Genomic DNA, 19,899 nt, shown 5'->3' on the forward strand with positions numbered 1-19,899 from the left:
CTCATGAGCGTTGCCGACTATTTCTCCTCGATGGACTACGGACCCGCACCGGAAGACGATCGCGCCGCGCGCGCCTGGCTCGATCAACATGAAGGGCGCTTCGGTCACTTCATCAACGGCGCCTGGCGCGACAGCGATGCCGCCGAGCGTTTCGATTCCAGCGAACCCGCCACGGGCCGCGTGCTCGCCTCGGTAGCACAGGGCGAACAAGCCGATATCGATGCCGCCGTGCAGGCCGCGCATGCGGCGCTCGAAGGCTGGCAGACCATCGGCGGCGCCGGGCGCGCGCGTCATCTGTATGCGCTTTCGCGCATGGTGCAGCGGCATGCGCGTCTGTTTGCCGTGCTCGAATCGCTCGATAACGGCAAGCCGATCCGCGAGTCCCGCGACATCGATATACCCCTTGTAGCAAGGCATTTTCTGCATCACGCGGGATGGGCCCAGTTGCAGGACAAGGAGTTCGCGGACTGGGCGCCGCTCGGCGTGGTCGGCCAGATCGTACCGTGGAATTTTCCGCTGCTGATGCTTGCATGGAAAATCGCGCCCGCGCTCGCGCTCGGTAACACGGTCGTCTTGAAGCCGGCCGAGTTCACCTCGCTCACGGCGTTGTTGTTCGCCGAACTCGCGCACCGCGCGGGCTTGCCGAAGGGCGTGCTCAATGTCGTGACCGGCGACGGCCGCACCGGCGCCGCGCTCGTCGAACATCAACGGGTCGCGAAGATCGCGTTCACCGGATCGACCGAAGTGGGCCGCCTGATTCGCGCAAGCACGGCGGGCTCGGGCAAGTCGCTGACGCTCGAACTCGGCGGCAAGTCGCCGTTCATCGTGTTCGACGACGCCGACCTCGACAGCGCCGTGGAAGGCGTCGTCGATGCCATCTGGTTCAACCAGGGACAAGTGTGCTGCGCCGGTTCGCGCCTGCTTGTGCAGGAAGGCATCGAGGCGCGCTTCGTCGAGAAGCTCAAGCGCCGCATGGACACGCTGCGCGTCGGGCCGTCGCTCGACAAGGGCATCGACATGGGCGCGGTCGTCGACGACATACAACTCGAACGTATCCGCGCGCTGGTCGCGAAGGGTGCGAGCGAAGGCTGCGAGATCCATCAGTCGCCGCGAGTCGGCGTGCCTGAAGGCGGCGCGTTTTTTCCGCCGACGCTGGTCACGAAGGTCTCGCCCGCCTCGACGCTCGCCCAGGAAGAAATCTTCGGCCCCGTGCTCGTGACGATGAGCTTCCGCACACCGGAAGAAGCCGTGGCGCTCGCGAACAACACGCGCTACGGGCTTGCCGCAAGCCTGTGGAGCGAGAACATCAGCCGCGCACTGGATGTCGCGCCGCGCCTGCAATGCGGCGTCGTGTGGATCAATGCGACGAACCTGTTCGACGCGGCCGTGGGCTTCGGCGGATATCGCGAGTCGGGCTTCGGGCGCGAAGGCGGACGCGAGGGCATTTACGAATACCTGAAGCCGCGCGCGTGGGCGAAGCTCCCGGTGCGCAGCGAAGGCAAGGCAGCGCCGGCCGAGCCGGATTCACTGACCGATGCGGGCAACGTCAGCGCGCTCGATCGCACGGCGAAACTGTTCATCGGCGGCAAGCAGGCGCGTCCGGACAGCGGCTATTCGCGACTCGTGCGCGCGCCTTCGGGCGAGATCGTCGGTGAAGTGGGCGAGGGCAATCGCAAGGACATTCGCAATGCGGTGGCCGCCGCGCGCGGCATGACGAAGTGGACGTCGGCGAGCGCGCATAACCGCGCGCAGGTGCTGTACTACCTCGCGGAGAACCTGAGCGCGCGTGCCGATGAATTTGCCCGGCAACTCGTGCAGCGCGCCGGCGCCAGCGAACGGGATGCGAAGCGCGAAGTGGAAGCATCGATCACGCGCTTCTTCACGTACGCCGCATGGACCGACAAGTTCGACGGCGCAGTGCACGCTCCTCCGCTGCACGGCGTGGCGCTGGCGATGCATGAAGCGCTGGGCGTGATCGGCGTGGTGTGCCCGGACGAGGCGCCGCTGCTGGGCTTCGTGTCGCTCGTTGCGCCTGCGTTGGCGCTCGGCAATCGCGTGGTGGTGGTGCCCAGCGAAACCTGTCCGCTGATGGCCACGGACTTCTATCAGGTCGTCGAGACCTCGGATGTGCCGGGCGGCGCGCTCAACATCGTCACTGGCGATGCGCGTTCGCTGACGCAGACGCTCGCTCAGCACGACGACGTCGATGCGCTCTGGTGCTTCCACGGCGCCGCGCTCTCGGCGCTTGCCGAGCGTGAATCGGTCGGCAATCTGAAGCGGACCTTCGTCGATCAGGGCCGCGTGTTCGACTGGCACGATGCCGCGAGCGAAGGACTGCCGTTCCTTCGTCAGGCCGTGCAAGTGAAGAACATCTGGGTGCCGTACGGAGACTGATCAAGGAATTGACCGGGCGTAGATCTCGATACGAGACGCGCCCATGCATGGAGGAGACGCTGTGCTGAAGAACATCGATCCGCTCTTGAACGCCGATATCCTGCACGCGCTCGCCGCGATGGGTCACGGCGACGAAGTGGTGATCTGCGACGCTCATTTTCCCGCCGATTCCGTGGCGCGCAAGACCGCGCTCGGACGCGTGCTGCGCATGGACGGCGCGAGCGCGCCGCGCGCGGTGCGTGCGGTGCTGTCGGTATTGCCGCTCGATACCTTCGTCGACGACCCTGCGGGCCGCATGGAAGTGGTCGGCGACGCCGCCAAGCTGCCGGCCGTACAGCGCGAGGCTCAACGCGAAGTGGATGACGCCGAGGGTCGCGCGTTGCATTTTTCTCCAGTCGAGCGTTTCGCTTTTTATGAGCGCGCCAGACAGGCTTTTTGCGTGATCGCGACGGGCGAAGCGCGCGGCTATGGCTGCTTCATCTTCAAGAAGGGCGTGCTGCTTGCGCCCGATCTACCTGAAGCTTCAGACGGAGGCGCGCGATGAAGAGCGTCGTCATTCTCGGCATCTATGTGACGGACCTCGCGTTTCGCGCGCAACGCATGCCCTTGCTCGGCGAGACCGTGGCGGGCTCCGCGTTCAAGATGGGGCCCGGCGGCAAGGGCTCGAATCAGGCGGTGGCGGCCGCGCGCGCGGGCGCGGATGTGATCTTCTGCACGCGCATTGGCGCGGATGCATTCGGTGATATCGCGCAGGCCACCTGGGCTGCGGAAGGCATTACGTCGCGGGCCACGGTCATGCCGGATGCCGCCACGGGCGCCGCGCATATCTACGTCGATGAAAACACCGGCGGCAACGCGATCATCGTTGCAGCGGGCGCGGCCGGCACGCTCGTGCCCGAGGACGTGGAAGCCATCGAAGAAGATATTGCACGTGCGGGCGTGTTTGTCACGCAACTGGAACAACCCATTCCGGCCGCGCGACGCGGGCTGGAACTCGCGCGCAAGCATGGCGCGATCACCGTGTTCAACCCGGCGCCTGCGCTGCCGCTCACCGACGACATCTATCCGCTGTGCGACTACATCACGCCGAACGAAACCGAAGCGGCGGCATTGACGGGCGTCGAGATCGCATCGGTCGATGACGCGCGGCGTGCCGCTGACGTGCTGCTCGACAAGGGCGCGCGTGCCGTCATCGTGACGCTCGGTGAGGCCGGTGCGCTGCTGCATACGGCGCAGGAATCGACGCTGGTGCCGGCGTTCGACTGTGGCCGCGTGGTGGAAACGGCGGGCGCGGGCGATGGCTTCACCGGCGGCTTCGCGGCGGCGCTCGCGCGCGGCGACAGTCCGCTCGATGCGGTGCGTTTCGGTTGCGCGCTCGCGAGCCTGTCGGTCACGCGGCCGGGCACGGCGCCTTCGATGCCGCGTCTCGACGAAATCACCGCGGTGCTCGAGCAGAGGAGCGTCACGCAATGAACGGAGCGAAGTGGCTCGCTGATCGCCAGTTCAATTTCCTGATCGGCGTGAATATTCTGGTGGTGCTGGTGGCCACAGCGTTGTCGCACGGCCAGTTCCTCGACATCGACAATCTCCAGTCGATGGGCGGACAACTGCCCGAGCTCGGCCTGCTTGCGCTCGGCATCATGCTCTCGATGGTCTCGGGCAACGGCGGTATCGACCTGTCGGGCGTGGGCCTGGCAAATCTCTCGGGCATGGTTGCGGCGCTGCTGCTGCCGCACATGGTCTCCGCCGATGATTCCCCCGCGCTCTATACCGGCGTGTTCGCATGCGTCGTCGTGATCGTGGGGCTGCTCGGCGGCCTGCTGAACGGTGTCGTGATTGCCAGGCTCAGGCTCACGCCGATTCTCTGCACGCTCGGCACGCAACTGCTGTTCACAGGCATTGCGGTGGTGCTGAGCAACGGGGCATCGGTGCGGGTCGAATACGTCGATCCGTTGTCGAACATCGGCAACGGCACCTTCCTGCAAGTGCCCATCTCGCTGTGGGTCTTCCTCGCCGCCGTGCTGGTGCTCGGCTGGGTCCTGAAGCGCACGCCGTTCGGCCTGCGTCTGTACCTGATGGGCACGAACCCGAAGGCCGCGTTCTATGCGGGCATTCCGCGCGCGCGCATGCTGATCGTCACGTATGGGCTGTGCGGCGTGCTTGCTTCGCTCGCGGGCCTGATCAGTGCGACGCATACGTCCAGCGCCAAATGGGATTACGGCAACTCGTATCTGCTGATTGCAATCCTGATCGCCGTGATGGGCGGCGTGAATCCGGCAGGCGGTTATGGGCGCATCGTCTGCGTGTTTCTTGCTGCGACCGTGCTGCAATTCCTGTCGAGTCTGTTCAACTTGCTCGGCGTATCGCAGTTCTTCGGCGATTGCGCATGGGGCTTTCTGCTGCTCGCCTCGCTCGCCTTCGCAGGCGGCGAACGGGTGCGTGCGATCTTCGGCATCGGCGGGGCTGCGCCCAAGCGCAATGTGCCGCCGCCGCCCGCTTCGACCGGACGCTAGTGTTGCGTGTGACATATCAAAGAAGCCAATTCAATCGATACCTGAAGGAGACAACGCAATGAAGCTCAACAAGCTCGCCACCGCGCTGACCGCGGTTGCACTCGCCGCCGGCGCCATCGCCGCGGCGCAGGCCGCGACCAACGAGACCATCGTGACGGTCGTCAAGGTGACCGGCATCAACTGGTTCAACCGCATGGACGAGGGCGTCAAGGAGTTCGGCAAGGAGAACCCGAACATCAACGCCTATCAGACGGGACCGGGCCGCGCCGATGCCGCGCAGCAGCTCAAGATCATCGAGGATCTGATCGCCAAGAAGGTCACGGCCATCGCCGTGGTGCCCTACGATCCGCCGACGCTCGAACCCGCACTCAAGAAAGCGATGGACCGCGGCATCAAGGTCGTCACGCATGAAGCGGACAACGCGAAGAACACGATGGTCGACATCGAAGCCTTCGACAACACCGCATACGGCGCGGGCCTGAACGAACGGCTCTCGAAGTGCATGGGGCAGCAGGGCAAGTGGGCGGTGCTGGTCGGCTCGCTCGGTAGCCGTTCGCAAGTGCAATGGGCCGATGGCGGCATCGGCAATGCGAAGGCCAAGTATCCGAAGATGGATCTCGTCGAGCCGAAGCTCGAAACCAACAACGACGGCGAGCGTGCCTATCAGGTCGCCAAGGAAGTGTTGCGCAAGCATCCGGACCTGACTGGCTTTCAAGGGTCGTCCTCGCTGGATGTGATCGGCATCGGCCGCGCGGTTGAAGAGGCGGGCAAGGTCGGCAAGATCTGCGTGTACGGCACGGGCCTGCCTACGGAAGCCGCCAAGTTCCTCGAAAGCGGCGCGGTCAACGGCATCGCGTTCTGGGATCCGAAGCTCGCGGGCCTGGCGATGAACAAGGTCGCGCAGATGCTCGTCGAGGGCAAGGAAGTCCAGAACGGCACTGACCTCGGCATCACCGGCTACAACAAGGTGACGGTCACGAAGGGCCCGGGCAAGGGCGTGATCGTGCGCGGCACCGGCTGGGTCGATGTCGACAAGACGAACTACAAGCAATACAACTTCTGATGTGACGTGCGCGGCGTGCTTTTGCGGAAGCGCGCCGCGTGCCCTGGACAGACATGACCACCACGACACCGCTTCTCGAAGTCGTCAACATCCACAAGCGCTTTACCGGCGTGTATGCGCTGCGCGGCGTGAGCCTCGCGTTCGAGCGCGGGCAGATCTATCACTTGCTGGGCGAGAACGGCTGCGGCAAGAGCACGCTCATCAAGATCATCTCGGGCGCGCAGCCGCCGGACGAAGGCGAACTCGTGATCGAGGGCGCGCGTCACAGCAGGCTGTCGCCGCTCGAATCGCTTTCGGCGGGTATCGAGACCGTCTATCAGGATCTGTCGCTGCTGCCGAACATGAGCGTGGCCGAGAACGTCGCGCTGACTGCGGAGCTGGCCACGCATCAGGGCAAGCTGGCGCGCACCTTCGACCGACGCGCGCTCGCGCAGACCGCGGCACGCGCGCTCGAAGCAGTGGGTCTGCCGGGCGACGCCGCGTTCCAGAAAACACTCATCGAACAACTGCCGCTTGCGACGCGTCAGCTCGTTGCCATCGCGCGAGCCATTGCCAGCGAGGCGAAGTTCGTCATCATGGACGAACCGACAACCTCGCTCACGCAGAAGGAAGTGGACAACCTGATTGCCGTGCTCGCGCGTCTGCGTGCCGACGGCGTGGCTGTGCTGTTCGTGAGCCACAAGCTGGACGAATGCTATGCGATCGGCGGTGAGGTGATCGTATTGCGCGATGGCCAGAAGATGGCGCAAGGGCCGATCGAGCAATACACGAAAGCGCAGATCAGCGAGCTCATGACGGGCAAGCATCTTTCGACCGAACGCTATCGCGCGGACGGCGAGGACAGTGCGCAGCAAGTAGTGCTCGACGTGCAGGCGCTTGGCCGTAAAGGCCAGTTCACGGATGTCTCGTTCAGGCTGCACAAAGGCGAAATTCTCGGTGTGACCGGCTTGCTCGATTCGGGCCGCAACGAACTCGCGCGGGCACTGGCCGGCGTCGCGCCCGCCGATCACGGCAGCGTCACGCTCGACGGCATGGGCGTGCGCCTGCATTCTCCCGCTGACGCGAAGTTGCAGCGCATCGGCTATGTGCCGGAAGATCGTCTTAACGAAGGGCTGTTTCTCGACAAGTCGATTCGCGACAACGTCGTCACCGCCATGATCGCGAGCCTGCGGGACCGTTTCGGGCAGATCGACCGCAAGCGCGCGCAGGAACTCGCGGAACGCACGGTCAAGGACCTGCAGATCGCGACACCGGATGTGGACAAGCCCGTGCAGTCGCTTTCAGGCGGCAATCAGCAACGCGTGCTGATTGGCCGGTGGCTGGCCATCGATCCACGCGTGCTGATCCTGCACGGCCCGACCGTGGGCGTGGACGTGGGCTCGAAGGACATCATCTACCGCATCATGCAGCGGCTCTCGAAGGAGGGCATTGGCATCATCCTGATCAGCGACGACCTGCCTGAATTGCTGCAGAACTGCGACCGCATCCTGATGATGAAGAAAGGCCGCATTGCGAGCGAATACCGCGCGGACCGGCTCGATGAAGCTGGTCTCTATCACGCGCTACTATCAGAGGCAGCATGAGCATGAGCGAATCCATCCGCCGCACGGGGAGCGAGACGACGCCGCAGCACGTGGCCGAAGTCGCACCGCGTGTGCGCAAGGGCAATCTTTACGCGCAGCTGATGCGCAATCCGGAGTGGTTCACGGTCGGGCTGATCGTGGTGACGTGTCTGGTCGTGGGCGGCCTCAACCCGCGCTTCTTCCAGTTCGCGACGCTGTTCGACATGCTGCATTCCGCGACTACCGTTTCGCTCTTTGCGCTCGGTACGCTGGTGGTGCTGGCCTCGGGCGGTATCGACGTGTCGTTCACGGCGATTGCAGCGCTCACGATGTATTCGATCACCAAGGCCGTGTTCGCCTGGTGGCCCGATTGCCCGTTCGCGCTGATCCTGCTGGCGGGCGCGATAGGCGGCGTGATCCTCGGGATTGTCAATGGCATGCTCGTGCACCGGCTGAAGGCGCCGTCCCTGATCGTCACCATCGGCACGCAATATCTGTTTCGCGGGTTGTTGCTGACTTTTGTCGGCACGCAGTTCTTCATGAACATTCCGCACAGCATGGATACCTTCGGGCGCCTGCCGCTGTTCTTCTATCACACGTCCGACGGCCTGCGCGCCGTGCTGCCCGTTTCGGTGCTGGCGCTGGTGATTGCCGCAGTGGTCACGTGGTGGCTGCTGAACCGGACGATGATGGGCCGCGGTGTCTATGCCATGGGCGGTTCGCTCGCGATCGCGGAGCGGCTCGGCTACAACCTGCGCACGATCCATCTGTTCGTGTTCGGCTATACGGGTCTGCTGGCGGGCGTGGCGGGCATTCTCCACGTTTCGACCAACCGACTCGCGAATCCGTTCGATCTCGTCGGCACGGAACTGGATGTGATCGCCGCAGTGATCCTCGGCGGTGCGCGCATCACCGGGGGCACTGGAACGGTGGCGGGAACGCTGCTCGGCGTGGTCCTGGTGACGCTGATCAACAGCGTGCTGATTCTGATCGGCGTGCCGAGCACCTGGCAGAAGGTGATCATCGGCGCGTTCATTCTGGTGGCGGGGACGCTGTTCGCATTGGGGCGGAGGCAGTAGGCCTGGGCCTTTGATGAACGCCTGCGATGGCCTCACGGCTGGCGTTCATCGAACAACTCTGGAAACCGGAATGAAAAAGGCTCGTTCGAGAACTGAACGAGCCTTTTCGTTTTTTAACGGAATGTGGCTTTTCGTTTATAAGCGGAACGCCGCTTTCTGCTTTTAATCGAAACGCAGGTCAGGCACGCGCGCGCTGCGCCTGTCCCTCTTCGGTGATGACCGAATCGAACTCCGAAAGCTGCGAGAAGCGCACGGCCTTCACCTTGCCGAACTTGCTCGCATCGACAACGAGATGCCGTTCGACCGCGCTCGCCATGGCAGCCTGCTTGATGGCCACCTCGTGGAAATTCCAGCAAGTGACGCCGCGCGCTTCATCGACCCCGCCCGCCGACATGAACGCCTTGTTGATCCCCATGCGCCGCAAGGTTTCGACGCTTTCGTCGCTTGCGAACGATTCCGACGATGGCACATAGACGCCGCCGAGCAGGATCATGCGCACGTTGGGCTTGCGCCGCAGGATTTCCGCGACGTTCAGGGAATAACACACCACCGTGAGATGCATCTCGATCGGGATCTGCCGCGCGAGCGTGGTCAGTGTCGTGCCGCAGTCGATGAAGATGGTTTCACTGTCCACCAGCAGCCGCGCCGCATGGTTCGAAGCGATCGCCTTGGCTTGCGCGAAGTGATCCTTTTCTTCCTCGATGGTGTAGCCCGCGTTCGGTACGTCGGCCGCGCTGACGATGTATCCGCCGAGATAAGTGAACTGACGCGGATGCGCGGCGATATCGCGACGGACCGTCATTTCCGAGACGCCGAGCAATGCGGCCGCATCGCGCAGACGCATCACATTCTGTTTTACAAGCGCGCCGGAGAGGGTGCGCAAGCGGTCGTTTTTGGCCATCGGGGCGGCGCGACAACGCGCATTGAGGCTGGCGGCTGTCGCGCGGAGAGTGTTAGATTTTGGTCGTTCGTTGAAAGGATTATAACAACGCGAGCCCTGTTTTTTGTGGCTCGCCTGCGTTGGAGCGGGTAAATCCCGAGGCGTCAGCCAGCGCGTGAATAACGCAGCCAGACCACGTCGTGATCCAGTTTTTCGACCGATTGCAGTTTCAGGTAGGCCGGCTTCTTCCATTGTTCCATCGATACTTCGAACGAGGACGTATGCGCCTCGCGGCCGTCGACGAGCGGAATCAGCAGGACACTGACTTCGTCGGCCAGGCCTGCATTGACGAACGCGCCGGATACATGGCCGCCGCCTTCCACGATCAACTTGCCGATCTTCAACTCTCGCGCGAGCGTATCGACGACCCGTTTCAGTTCAATGTCTTCCTTGCCGCCGAAGACATACGACACGCCGATCGATTGCAGATAGGCGAGATAGTCGTCCTCGACGCTCTCCGCCACCACTTCGACAACGTGTGAGTCCAGTGCTGTGCTGCTCTTCCAGGCGACGCGTCCCTTGGGATCGATCGAAATGGCGTACTGGCTCGCATTGCGGTCGGCGAAATGGTCGGTGCGGGTAATCGGGCCTTTTGCCATGCCGCGCGGATAGTCGCGGTCCTTGCCGTGCGAGATTTCCTGCATCGTGACGCGGCCGCAGACCCAGGCGTCCGCCTTGAAACTCGCGGCGGTTTCCTCGTAGGTGGGCGACGCGTAATCGAGATTCCAGTTGTCGGTGAGACTGCGGCCGTCAATCGACGACATCATGTGACAGACAATGTGCATGTGATTCTCCAGTGCGTGAGAGCAGTTGAACTTCTGCTGCAAGCACCGTGCCGCGTACGTTTTGTTCCGATAGAAAACGCAATGGCCGCCTGCGAATTTTTGTCAAACACGCGACAATCGTGGGTTGTATCGTTTTTTTTCAATTTCCGGATTCACTTTTTTGTCATGTCAGATATCGCCACCTCTCTTCCACGCCGTACCGACATCGATCCGAAGCCGCTCGGCATCGCCGCGCTGCTGATCGTGCTCGGTGTGGTGTATATCGGACAAACCGTCGGGGCGCGTCAGGCCGCGTTGTACGCGGTCGGCGCACTGCTCGGCGTCACGCTCTATCACGCCGCGTTCGGCTTTACTTCAGCCTGGCGCGTCTTTATTGCCGATGGCCGCGGCGCCGGACTGCGCGCACAAATGCTGATGCTCGCGGTCGGCGTCGCGTTGTTCTTTCCCGCGCTGGCGGCCGGCTCGCTGTTCGGCATGCCGGTCACGGGACTGGTGTCGCCGGCGGGGACGTCGGTGGTGGTGGGCGCCTTCCTGTTCGGCATCGGCATGCAACTCGGCGGCGGCTGTGCGTCGGGCACCCTGTACACGGTCGGCGGCGGCAGCACGCGCATGATCGTGACGCTGGTCGCGTTCGTTGCCGGGTCGGTCATCGGCACTGCGCACATGCCGTTCTGGACCTCGCTGCCGCAATTGCAGCCCGTGTCGATCGTCAAGACGTTCGGCGCAGGCCCGGCGCTCGCGCTCAACTGGCTCGTCTTCGCGCTGATCGCCGCACTGACGGTGGTGATCGAGAAGCGCCGTCATGGCAGGCTCGTCGCGGCGCACGTGCAACCGGCGCACACGTCGCCGTGGCTGCATGGTCCGTGGCCGATGATGGCGGGCGGCATCGCGCTCGCCGTGCTCAACTTCGCAACGCTGGCGCTGTCGGGAAGGCCGTGGGGTATCACGTCGGCGTTCGCGCTGTGGGGCGCGAAAGCGGCGGCACTGATGGGCGTCGATACCGCGAGCTGGCCGTACTGGATGAGCAAAGCCAACGCGGCCGCCCTGGCAGCGCCGATTTCACGCGACGTCACGTCGGTGATGGATATCGGCATCGTGCTTGGCGCCATGCTCGCCGCCGCGCTTGCGGGCCGCTATGCGCCTGTGTGGCGCTTGCCGCTGCGCTCGCTGGTGGCGGCCATCGTCGGCGGCCTGCTGCTCGGCTATGGCGCGCGGCTCGCCTATGGCTGCAACATCGGTGCGTATTTCAGCGGCATTGTTTCGGGCAGCCTGCATGGCTGGTTGTGGCTCGTCGCTGCGTTCTTCGGCAATGTTCTGGGCACGCGCCTGCGCCCCTGGTTCGGCCTCGAAGTGGAACGCGTGCGGCCGACTTCCTGCTGATTGTTTCTGCAAGCGCGGCCGTCTCTGTGGTCGCGCGTCTCAGTCGTCCTGCCGCGCCTGGCGAAACAGCAAATACGCGCCGATTCCCTGCATGAGGACCGTGGCGTAGACGAGCTTCCTGTCGAGCATGTCGGTCCACATCGAGTCGAAATATTCCGGATTGAGCGCGATGACGGCGCAGCCGAACACCACCGGTAACAGCGCGGGCACCCATGCCAATGCGCGGGGAGCGGTCGGCGCGCGCTCGTCCGGTTCAAGGTCGCGCAGGGTCGACGCCATGCGTTCGAGCACTCGCTCCGAGCCTCCACCGAATTTCATCGAGACTTGCAACACCGCGCCGATCAGTTCAAATTCCTGAACGCGATAGGTACGCGCGGCGGTCGCCAGCGCCTGATCGATGTCCGCGTCGATGCGCAAATGTGGAACGACTCGTTCCAGACATGCGGAAAGCGGCGCCTGCATGCTCGCTGCGGCCGCCTGGAACGCGGCCGGAATACTGTGACCCGTATCGACCCGGCGCGTGATCCCTTCGAGGAACGCAGGCAACTGGCGCACGATATGCCGCTGGCATTGCCGCGCACGCCATGCGAGCCATGAGTAGCATGTCAGCGTCGAGGCCGTCAGCGCGAGGGCGGCCGCCAATGATGCATCCTGCGTGACGCAAAGAATGGCGATTGAACCGGTAATGAGCGCCCAAAGCGCCAGCGCCAGACAGGGATGCCGCACGTTGGCGCGCTGCATCAGATCGTCGAACTCGCGCAGCAGGTACGCCGGCGACGCGATACAACGTCCGAGGATGCGAGTCGCGAGTCGCGCGTCGTGCCTGAGCGCGCCGCAGACCCCCATCATGACGGCGCTCGCCGCGCACAGCATGGCGAGCGTGAAGACCAACACGATTCCAGTGGGCACCGAAGCCTCCGGCAAATGAGCAGCGGCCCGAAAGCGGGCGTTTTGTGTAGTCGATCAGGCTGCGGTACACGTCTCCCCGAGGTCGCGTGTTTCACCGTGAAGCAAAGCCTGTCGATCGGGACGATACCGGCGATCGTCTCCGCGATCTGTTTTCTCACGCTCATTTCCGCGCGCCGAAATTCGGCGTTTCCCGCCAGCTCGAGCGAGGTGGCGCAAAACGCCGGGACGGGTCCGCTCAATACAACTGATACGAGAACGTCGCATTGACGCGCGGACTGCGTGACGGGCTTTCGATCGGCGCGTCGCCGATGGCCCGCGCCAACGACAAATCGATGCTGTAGTGCTTCGCATCCGACACCCGAAAGCCCACGCCCACCGACGACAGCCGGCGCGGACTCGGCGTGCCGCCATGCAGGTAGACGCGCGCGGCGTCGATCGACGCATACGGCGTGAGTGATTTCAAATAGGTCCATTCGAGCGCGATCGGACGGTTGACTTCGAACGACGCGCCCCAGCCCGAATCGCCCGATACCTCGCCCGGCTGATAACCCAGCGCGAAACGTTGGGCGCCGAACGCAATCTGCTCGGATGTGGGCAGCGTGTCGGGCGAGAACTGACCTGTCATCGACACGACCGAGCCGATCTTCCAGGGCCATTCATTGGTCTGCGAGAAGCTCGCGCCGGTGCGCAGGAATGTGAGCGACACCGGATTCGTCAGCGCCAGTCCCGAGATATTGGTTTCAGCCGTCTTCGAGGCGCCGAGGATGTTCATCGCCTTCGCCACATTCAGGCTGGCACGGCGCGTCATGCCGGTGTCGATGCCCGTGTAGTCGAGCGACAGTTGCGCCACGCGGATCTGCGATCGGTTCGTGAGCTGCGGATTGCTTGCCACCGCCATGTTCTTCAGGCGATCTTCGTCGTGGGTCGCATAGACGCTCGCAGTGCCGAGCAAGCTGCGCTTGTTGCTGAGCACGAACGGATAGACCGCCGAGAAGGCGAGCTTGTCGTTGATGACCGTGCGTTCGATGTACGACGGCAGTCCCGGGTTGTCGACCGGATGACCGTAGTAATGCGAGGCGTCCACCTTGAAGGCGAAGCCGTCGGCGCCCACGGGCACCATCGCGTTGACGCCGTAGTAAGTCTGATCGTTGCGTCCCGGGGGCGCGAGCGCGGATGCGGTGATCGATTCGCCCAGACCGAGCAGGCCGTTCTCGGTTGCGCTGAAAATGCCCTGCACGCCCGGATGATTTACGTCGATGCCGCTCGACAGATTGAAACGCTTGCGCGTGACGTTGAGTTCGAGGGTGGTCTTGCCATCGGTGTTCTGCGGCGGCGCGATGGTCGCGTCGATCTTCGCGCCGGGAATCATGCCGAGGAGGTTGATCGTGCGCTCGAACGTGCTCTGACGAAGCGGGCGGTCCGCGGCGATATGCTGCACGACCGCGCGAATCCGCTTTTCCAGGTTGCCGGGTTCACCCTTGATCCTGATGTCGGCCACGTAGCCTTCGACGATCGTCACGCGCACGACGCCGTTCTCGAAGGTCTGCGCGGGCACGAACGCAAACGACAGCGCATAGCCCCGCTCCTTGTAGAGTGCGGTGACGCCGTTGGCCGTCTCCATCAACTGCGCAATCGTGATGTCGGTGCCGACCAGGCTCTTGAAGCGTTGCGCGACTTCCTCGAAAGGCAGGGACTTCACGCCCTCGATCTGGATCGATTGCGGCGTGATGTGCCGCGCGAGCAGATCCTGGAGTTGTTGCTGCGGCGCCTGCACCTGAACCTCGATCGCTGGCGCGCGTGCCGGCGCATTGACCTGAGGCAGGGCTTCGAGCGGATTGCCGCCGACACTCGTGCGCGGCGCGTTCTGCGCATGCGCGGCCTGGACGAACGCGAGCGTCGCCGCGAGTGCGGCCGCTTTCCAGTTGAACATTTTTTTAGCTTGGATCGTGATTGATTTTTTTTGCAACGCACGGCCCGGGCGCCGCACATCGAATGCGTCATGCAGCGTTCGATGTGAGGCGCCCGGGCCGCTGTGCGCCGTTGCCTTACTTCTTGATTCCGCCGCCGCCGAGGACGCTGCCGAGCGTCGACGTCAGGCCGCCGAGCAGGCCCGTCGAGCCGCTCGTGCCGCCCGTCGTGGTGCTCGCCGTGAGTGCCGTCGTCGCCGAGACAGTAGAGGTCGTCGTCGTGGTCGCGGTTGCCGGGACCGGCGCGGCCATCGTCATGGGGGCGGTCGTGGCCGGCGCCTTCACGCCGGTCGTTACCGTGTTGACGAGCGACGTGACCGGCGCGAGGGCGCCCGCCAATGCCGTTGATCCCGTCACGGCCGACACCGCACCATTGACAGCGCCCGTGACGGCGCCGAGCACCGGCGCCGTGCCGGTTGCCGTGGTCACGCCGGACAGCACGCCGCTGACCGCGGCAGGCATCGAAGTCGCCGGCGTGCCGCCGACGAGCGTGCCCGCCGATGCCACCGTGGTGCCCGTCGCCGAGACGAGCGAGCCGACGCCGGATGCAACCGGATTGCCGCCTGAGGAGAGTTTCTGTCCGCCGCTGACGAGGCCCGCGCCGACGTTCGACAGCAGCGTCGAGACGGGCGCGCCAAGACCCGTCGCGGCGCCGACGGTCTGCGTCGTCGTGCTGACGAGGGAGGTGATCGGCGTGATGGTCGTGCTGACCTGTTGCGTCAACTGCTGCACGGGGGCGCTCGTGAGCGCGGTCGTCAGATTGCCGCCCAACTGGTTCACGCCCGTGCCGACGCCGCTGACCAGCGCGCCGACCGGGGTCGTCACGGCGGCGAGCGGGGCGAGGGCGCCGCTGTTCAGGCTCGTCACGGCGTTGCCGCCGCTCGTGACCGCGTCGCCGACGCGCTGCACGACGCCGCCGACGCTCGCCACGGTCGTGCCGACCGGATTCGTCGTCGCGCCGATCGAGCCGATGCCGTTGCCGACGCCATTGCCGAGCGTCGTCACAGCCGCGCCCAGGTTCGAGACCACGCCACCCAGGTTCTTCGTGGTGTTGTCGCCAAGACCGGTCAGCTTTGTGTCGCCGAGCGCGTTGCCGAGATCCGTCACCGTGCCGCCCGCGGCCGTCACGATGTTGCTCGTCTTGTCGACGACCTGCGCGATCGGTTGCGCTGTCGGTCCGGTCTTGATGACGGGCGTACCGCCGCCGTCGCCGCCGGTGTCTTTGCCACCGTCGCCGCCGTTATTGGCAGTGGTCGTGACCGGCGTCGTCGGCGTACCCGGATTGGTGCCGCCGGTGCTGGTGCTGAGCGTTCCGCCGTTGCCCTCGGTGCTGGACGTGTCGCGTGCGCCGGAAGCGGATGAGCCATCCGCGCCGGTGGTGCTGGCCGTATGATTTGCCGTTCCGCCAGTCGATTTGTTGACGGAGCCTGAACCGCCGCAGGCCGAAAGTGCGAGAAGTGCCGCCACAGCCCCGGCCAGGGCGGTCATGCGGATGGTTTCGCTATAAAACGTGGGTGTCTTCATTTCTCAGATATCTGTTTATTGTTTGCTGCACCGATTTCTTCCCGGCATACGCTGAAAAAACGGCGGACTGCGTAAAAGCACGAATATCAAGACCAGTCGGATCCTTAATGACGTGCTGAGATAACCGCGCGCTCCTGTGCGATTGCGACAGGCGAGCGCGGTCCCCCGCGACTTGTAATCGCGGTTTGCCCGAAGGCGAGTTAATTACCGGTAGGCGCTTTAAAGCGAATCAAACGCTTTTTAACGCGGTGGAGATATTCTGGAAGGTGCTTTTGAGCTGATCGGCCACGCCGCCCACGGCAGTCATGATGCCAAGAGCCAGCACACCGGCAATGAGTCCGTACTCGATGGCGGTGATGCCGCGTGTGTCCGCGAGATAGCGTTTGAAGACGCGTTTCATGATTTTCCTCGGTTCTTTCTGATCGCCGGGTCATCGGCCAGAGATTCACGCGCCGGACTTCTCCATCTTCTCTCGAAGACGGGTCCGATATGTAAGGCGTTTATCGCTGGCCGTTGACTGGCGTCTGCTCTCAGGTTCTGTTTTAAATCTTCCCGTGTGCCCGGGTGCAAAGCCCCATTCAGCATTTTTCCGGAATGTGTTCCGGTAAAAAATAGAACAGGTACTTCTTGAGCATGATATCGGCCCGCTCTTCCCTGGCCTGAGCCCGGCTTTAACGAATCTTTAATCTTTTTTTTGCACGAAGTAATTTCTTCTTCCTGGTGCAGAGCCCGTGTGTGAATAGTTAGGGTTTTCCGACTTGCCTTTCTGCGCGAAGGATTCTAGGAATTGGGAAATCGAGACGTTCGACGAACAGGGCTCGCCATTTGCAAGCGGGCAAAGGCAGCGCTCGCCTGTACAGCTCGCGGCTCACCCGCTCACCCGCTCACCAGATCACGAAGCAAACCGAAGGCTTGTGCGAAAATGCGATCCATGAACAAGACGACGTTCCTCATCCTTCCGCTCGTGCTCGCTGCGCTCAGCCCCCTCGCTCACGCCAGCGTCGCGGAGGGCGCCCACGAGTTCAAGGAAGACGTCAAATCGGCCGGGCGACAAACCGGTCATGCCGCGCGCGATGCGGCCCACGCCATCGGCCAAGGTGCGAAATCGGCGGGGCACGCCGTCGCAGACACTTCGAAGCGCGGCTACCACGCCACCAAAAAATGGATCTCCGGCGATAGCGAATAGCCCGCGTCGCCCGAGCGCTTCATTCCGGTTTTTAAGCGTCGCTTGACAAGTCTCGACGCGCGTTAATAATAAGCGTTATCATTTAGGCTGCTTCCTGGCTCATCGGGCCGGAGCCGGACATCGCGCGTTTTCGTTACGGCGCAGCGCATTCGGCGAGCGGCGACATCAGCAGTTTCAGTCACGCATCCGGGCTCGATCGACGCCCGAACACCATCACTCACGGCTTTGATACCGCGCAAAGCGATCCGGCGTCCCGGCTCGCTTTGCGCGGGCGCAGTGACGCACAGCATCTGAGGAATTGACTTGAGAACACACGCCACGGCGGGCAGGACGGGACGTCCCGCAGCAATCGGCAAGTACGGGCCGCTGATCTCCCGCATCGTTGCCGCCATTCTGGGCGGCTATGCACTTGCCTCACTGACCAGCGTCGCGGCGCTTGTTCTGCCCATGAGCAAGCCGCAGGCGGTGCTCACCGGCATGCTCGCGAGTTTCATCGTGTATGTGTGCGCAGTGATCTGGGTGTTCGCCGTGCGCAGCGCGCGGCGGGCCTGGGGCGGTTTGCTTGTCGCGGCGCTGCCTTTGCTGCTTGCGTCGTGGAGCGTGTGGTCCGGAGGAAGCGCATCGTGAAACACACGCATGACGCGAAACCGCGAGCACGCGGCATCCGCCAGACCATGTCGGACCTGCATACATGGGCCGGTTTGCTGGCGGGCTGGATTCTCTATGCCATGTTCCTGACCGGCACCGTCAGTTACTTCAAGGACGAGACCTCGCAATGGATGCGCCCCGAGCAGCCGCATCAACAGAACCTGCCGGATCCTGCACAGGTCGCGCAACGCGTGACGACAACTCTCGGTTCGATTGCCGCAGGCAGCCCGCAATGGAGCTTTGGATTACCGGATGAGCGCACCAGCGTGATCGACTCGTTCTGGCGCGCGCCGCCCAAGGCGAACGGCAAGCGCGCATTCGAAGAGGCGAGCTTCGATCCCGCCACGGGCGAGCGCAGCAGCGCGCGCAAGACGCTCGGCGGCGAATTTTTTTATCGGTTTCATTTCCAGTTTTATTACATGCCGGTGCTATGGGGCCGCTGGCTCGCAGGCGTGTGCGCGATGTTCATGCTCGTCGCGATCGTGAGCGGCGTCATCACGCACAAAAAAATCTTTACCGATTTCTTCACGTTTCGTTGGGGCAAGGGCCAGCGTTCCTGGCTCGACGCGCATAACGCGCTCTCGGTCTTCGGCCTGCCGTTCCACGCGATGATCACCTACACCGGCCTCGTCACGCTGATGGCGATGTATATGCCGTGGGGCGCGCAGACCGCGTTCAAGACGCCGGCAGAACGTCAGGCGATGATGTCGCAACTGAGCGCGTTCATCCAGCCCGGCAAGCCTTCCGGGCAGAAGGCGGCGCTTGCGCCCGTCGATGCAATGGTGCGCGAAGCCGAAGCGCGCTGGGGCCGCGACAAGGTCGGCCGCGTGACGATCACCAATCCGGGCGACAGCACGGCGCGCGTGGCGGTTTCGCGCGGCGAGGCGCAGCGCGTGTCGATGAGCCCGCAGTACCTGCTCTTCGACGGTGTGAGCGGCAAGCTCATCGACGTGAAGGACAGCGTCGGCGGCGCGGCTGAAACGCGCGGCGTGCTGTACGCACTGCATCTCGGACGCTTCAGCGATCTGCAGTTACGCTGGCTGTATTTCATCGTGAGTCTCGCGGGTACGGCGATGGTCGGCACCGGGCTCGTCATGTGGACCGTCAAGCGCCGTCAGAAGCTGCCCGATCCGGCGCGGCCTTACTTCGGCTTCCGGCTGGTCGAGCGCCTGAACATCGCGAGCATTGCGGGACTTTCGGTGGCCATGACGAGCTTCCTGTGGGGCAACCGGCTGCTGCCGGTGGGGATCGCCGCGCGCGATGAAGCGGAGATCAATGTGTTCTTCACGGTATGGGCCGCCACCTTGCTATACGCAGTGATGCGTCCGGCCAAACGCGCGTGGATCGAACTGCTATGGCTTGCCGCCGCGCTGCTCGCGTTGCTGCCCGTGCTCAATGCGCTGACCACGGACCGCCCGTTCTGGCGCAGTGTCGCGCAAGGCGATTGGGTCTTCGCGGGATTCGATCTCATGATGCTGGCCTTCGCGCTATTGCACGCCGCGTTGGCGCTGCGCGTCATGCGTCATCGTCCGCGTGTGAAGGCAGCGCGAAAGGAAGCGCCTGCGCGCGTGACGACCGTTGAACGCGAAGAGGAGAATGCATGATGCATCTCTTGACCTTCCTGTTCTGCCTGTTTGCTTTCGCATGTCTGGCTGCCTCAATGGACCGCCACCAGCAAGCCGTATGGCACCGTGAATGGTCGCCGCGAACGTCACGTGGCTTGCGCGTCGCGGGATGGTGCGGGCTCGTGCTCGCGTTGCGCCTGATCGTCGATCAGGACGGATGGGGGCTCGGTCTCGTTCGTTACAGCGGCTTGACAAGCCTGGCCGCAGGACTCGTGTTCGGCTCGCTCATCATGTGGCAGAGGCGCGCTGCGCCTTGACAGTCCCCGCATGCCTTCCTAGCATCAAGCGGTACTCGAAGAATCCACCCTGATACACGAGGAGACG

Annotated in this window: 18 protein-coding genes; 12 read left to right on the plus strand and 6 right to left on the minus strand. The window is 63.8% G+C overall.

Going from position 1 to position 19,899, the window contains the following annotated elements:
• Window positions 1-3: 3 nt before the first annotated feature.
• From QCE88_RS25715 to QCE88_RS25745, 7 genes are all read left to right on the plus strand, one after another.
• A complete protein-coding gene (locus QCE88_RS25715) occupies window positions 4-2,394 on the plus strand; it encodes an aldehyde dehydrogenase family protein (protein WP_309907626.1) in 2,391 nt (796 codons plus the stop codon).
• A 61-nt stretch (window positions 2,395-2,455) separates the two neighbouring features.
• Window positions 2,456-2,938 (plus strand): RbsD/FucU domain-containing protein, encoded by a 483-nt coding sequence (locus QCE88_RS25720; RefSeq protein WP_309908768.1) that lies wholly within the window; start codon window positions 2,456-2,458, stop codon window positions 2,936-2,938.
• A complete protein-coding gene (gene rbsK, locus QCE88_RS25725) occupies window positions 2,935-3,867 on the plus strand; it encodes a ribokinase (RefSeq protein ID WP_309907628.1) in 933 nt (310 codons plus the stop codon). The genes QCE88_RS25720 and rbsK overlap by 4 nt, the downstream gene beginning before the upstream one ends.
• Entirely contained in the window at window positions 3,864-4,907 is a 1,044-nt protein-coding gene (locus tag QCE88_RS25730) for an ABC transporter permease (protein WP_309907630.1), read from the plus strand. Before rbsK ends, QCE88_RS25730 begins: the two co-directional genes overlap by 4 nt.
• Window positions 4,908-4,965: 58 nt before the next feature.
• A complete protein-coding gene (locus QCE88_RS25735) occupies window positions 4,966-5,970 on the plus strand; it encodes a substrate-binding domain-containing protein (RefSeq protein ID WP_309907632.1) in 1,005 nt (334 codons plus the stop codon).
• A gap of 53 nt (window positions 5,971-6,023) precedes the next feature.
• Entirely contained in the window at window positions 6,024-7,553 is a 1,530-nt protein-coding gene (locus QCE88_RS25740) for a sugar ABC transporter ATP-binding protein (protein ID WP_309907634.1), read from the plus strand.
• A complete protein-coding gene (locus QCE88_RS25745) occupies window positions 7,550-8,611 on the plus strand; it encodes an ABC transporter permease (protein WP_309907636.1) in 1,062 nt (353 codons plus the stop codon). Before QCE88_RS25740 ends, QCE88_RS25745 begins: the two co-directional genes overlap by 4 nt.
• A 178-nt stretch (window positions 8,612-8,789) precedes the next feature.
• Here the strand turns inward: QCE88_RS25745 and QCE88_RS25750 are convergent, their stop codons facing one another.
• Window positions 8,790-9,512 (minus strand): DeoR/GlpR family DNA-binding transcription regulator, encoded by a 723-nt coding sequence (locus tag QCE88_RS25750; protein ID WP_309907638.1) that lies wholly within the window; start codon window positions 9,510-9,512, stop codon window positions 8,790-8,792.
• Between the two features lie 143 nt (window positions 9,513-9,655).
• Window positions 9,656-10,336: a dihydrofolate reductase family protein gene (locus QCE88_RS25755; RefSeq protein ID WP_309907640.1), complete on the minus strand. Its 681-nt coding sequence runs from the start codon at window positions 10,334-10,336 to the stop codon at window positions 9,656-9,658.
• 165 nt (window positions 10,337-10,501) lie between these two features.
• Between QCE88_RS25755 and QCE88_RS25760 the strand changes: the two genes are divergently transcribed.
• Window positions 10,502-11,716: a YeeE/YedE family protein gene (locus QCE88_RS25760; protein WP_309907642.1), complete on the plus strand. Its 1,215-nt coding sequence runs from the start codon at window positions 10,502-10,504 to the stop codon at window positions 11,714-11,716.
• Between the two features lie 39 nt (window positions 11,717-11,755).
• Here the strand turns inward: QCE88_RS25760 and QCE88_RS25765 are convergent, their stop codons facing one another.
• From QCE88_RS25765 to QCE88_RS25780, 4 genes are all read right to left on the minus strand, one after another.
• Window positions 11,756-12,625, minus strand: coding sequence for a type II secretion system F family protein (locus tag QCE88_RS25765; protein WP_309907644.1), 870 nt, complete (start codon window positions 12,623-12,625; stop codon window positions 11,756-11,758).
• Window positions 12,626-12,860: 235 nt separating this feature from the next.
• A complete protein-coding gene (locus QCE88_RS25770; protein ID WP_309907647.1) occupies window positions 12,861-14,555 on the minus strand; it encodes a POTRA domain-containing protein in 1,695 nt (564 codons plus the stop codon).
• 115 nt (window positions 14,556-14,670) lie between these two features.
• Entirely contained in the window at window positions 14,671-16,116 is a 1,446-nt protein-coding gene (locus QCE88_RS25775) for a collagen-like triple helix repeat-containing protein (RefSeq protein ID WP_309907649.1), read from the minus strand.
• Window positions 16,117-16,345: 229 nt separating this feature from the next.
• Window positions 16,346-16,516 carry a Flp family type IVb pilin gene (locus QCE88_RS25780; protein WP_309836266.1) on the minus strand — a complete coding sequence of 57 codons (171 nt, stop codon included), beginning with the start codon at window positions 16,514-16,516 and terminating at the stop codon, window positions 16,346-16,348.
• A 531-nt stretch (window positions 16,517-17,047) separates the two neighbouring features.
• Between QCE88_RS25780 and QCE88_RS25785 the strand changes: the two genes are divergently transcribed.
• The 4 genes from QCE88_RS25785 (at window position 17,048) to QCE88_RS25800 (ending at window position 19,832) form a co-directional block, all read left to right on the plus strand.
• Window positions 17,048-17,302, plus strand: coding sequence for a hypothetical protein (locus tag QCE88_RS25785; protein WP_309907651.1), 255 nt, complete (start codon window positions 17,048-17,050; stop codon window positions 17,300-17,302).
• Window positions 17,303-17,605: 303 nt separating this feature from the next.
• Window positions 17,606-17,929 (plus strand): DUF3649 domain-containing protein, encoded by a 324-nt coding sequence (locus tag QCE88_RS25790; RefSeq protein WP_309907654.1) that lies wholly within the window; start codon window positions 17,606-17,608, stop codon window positions 17,927-17,929.
• Between the two features lie 47 nt (window positions 17,930-17,976).
• A complete protein-coding gene (locus QCE88_RS25795; protein WP_309908770.1) occupies window positions 17,977-19,554 on the plus strand; it encodes a PepSY-associated TM helix domain-containing protein in 1,578 nt (525 codons plus the stop codon).
• Window positions 19,551-19,832, plus strand: a complete 282-nt coding sequence (locus QCE88_RS25800; RefSeq protein WP_309907656.1) for a DUF3325 domain-containing protein — start codon at window positions 19,551-19,553, stop codon at window positions 19,830-19,832. The genes QCE88_RS25795 and QCE88_RS25800 overlap by 4 nt, the downstream gene beginning before the upstream one ends.
• Window positions 19,833-19,899: the final 67 nt, after the last annotated feature.

The organism is Caballeronia sp. LZ035, from assembly GCF_031451175.1.
GTDB lineage: Bacteria > Pseudomonadota > Gammaproteobacteria > Burkholderiales > Burkholderiaceae > Caballeronia.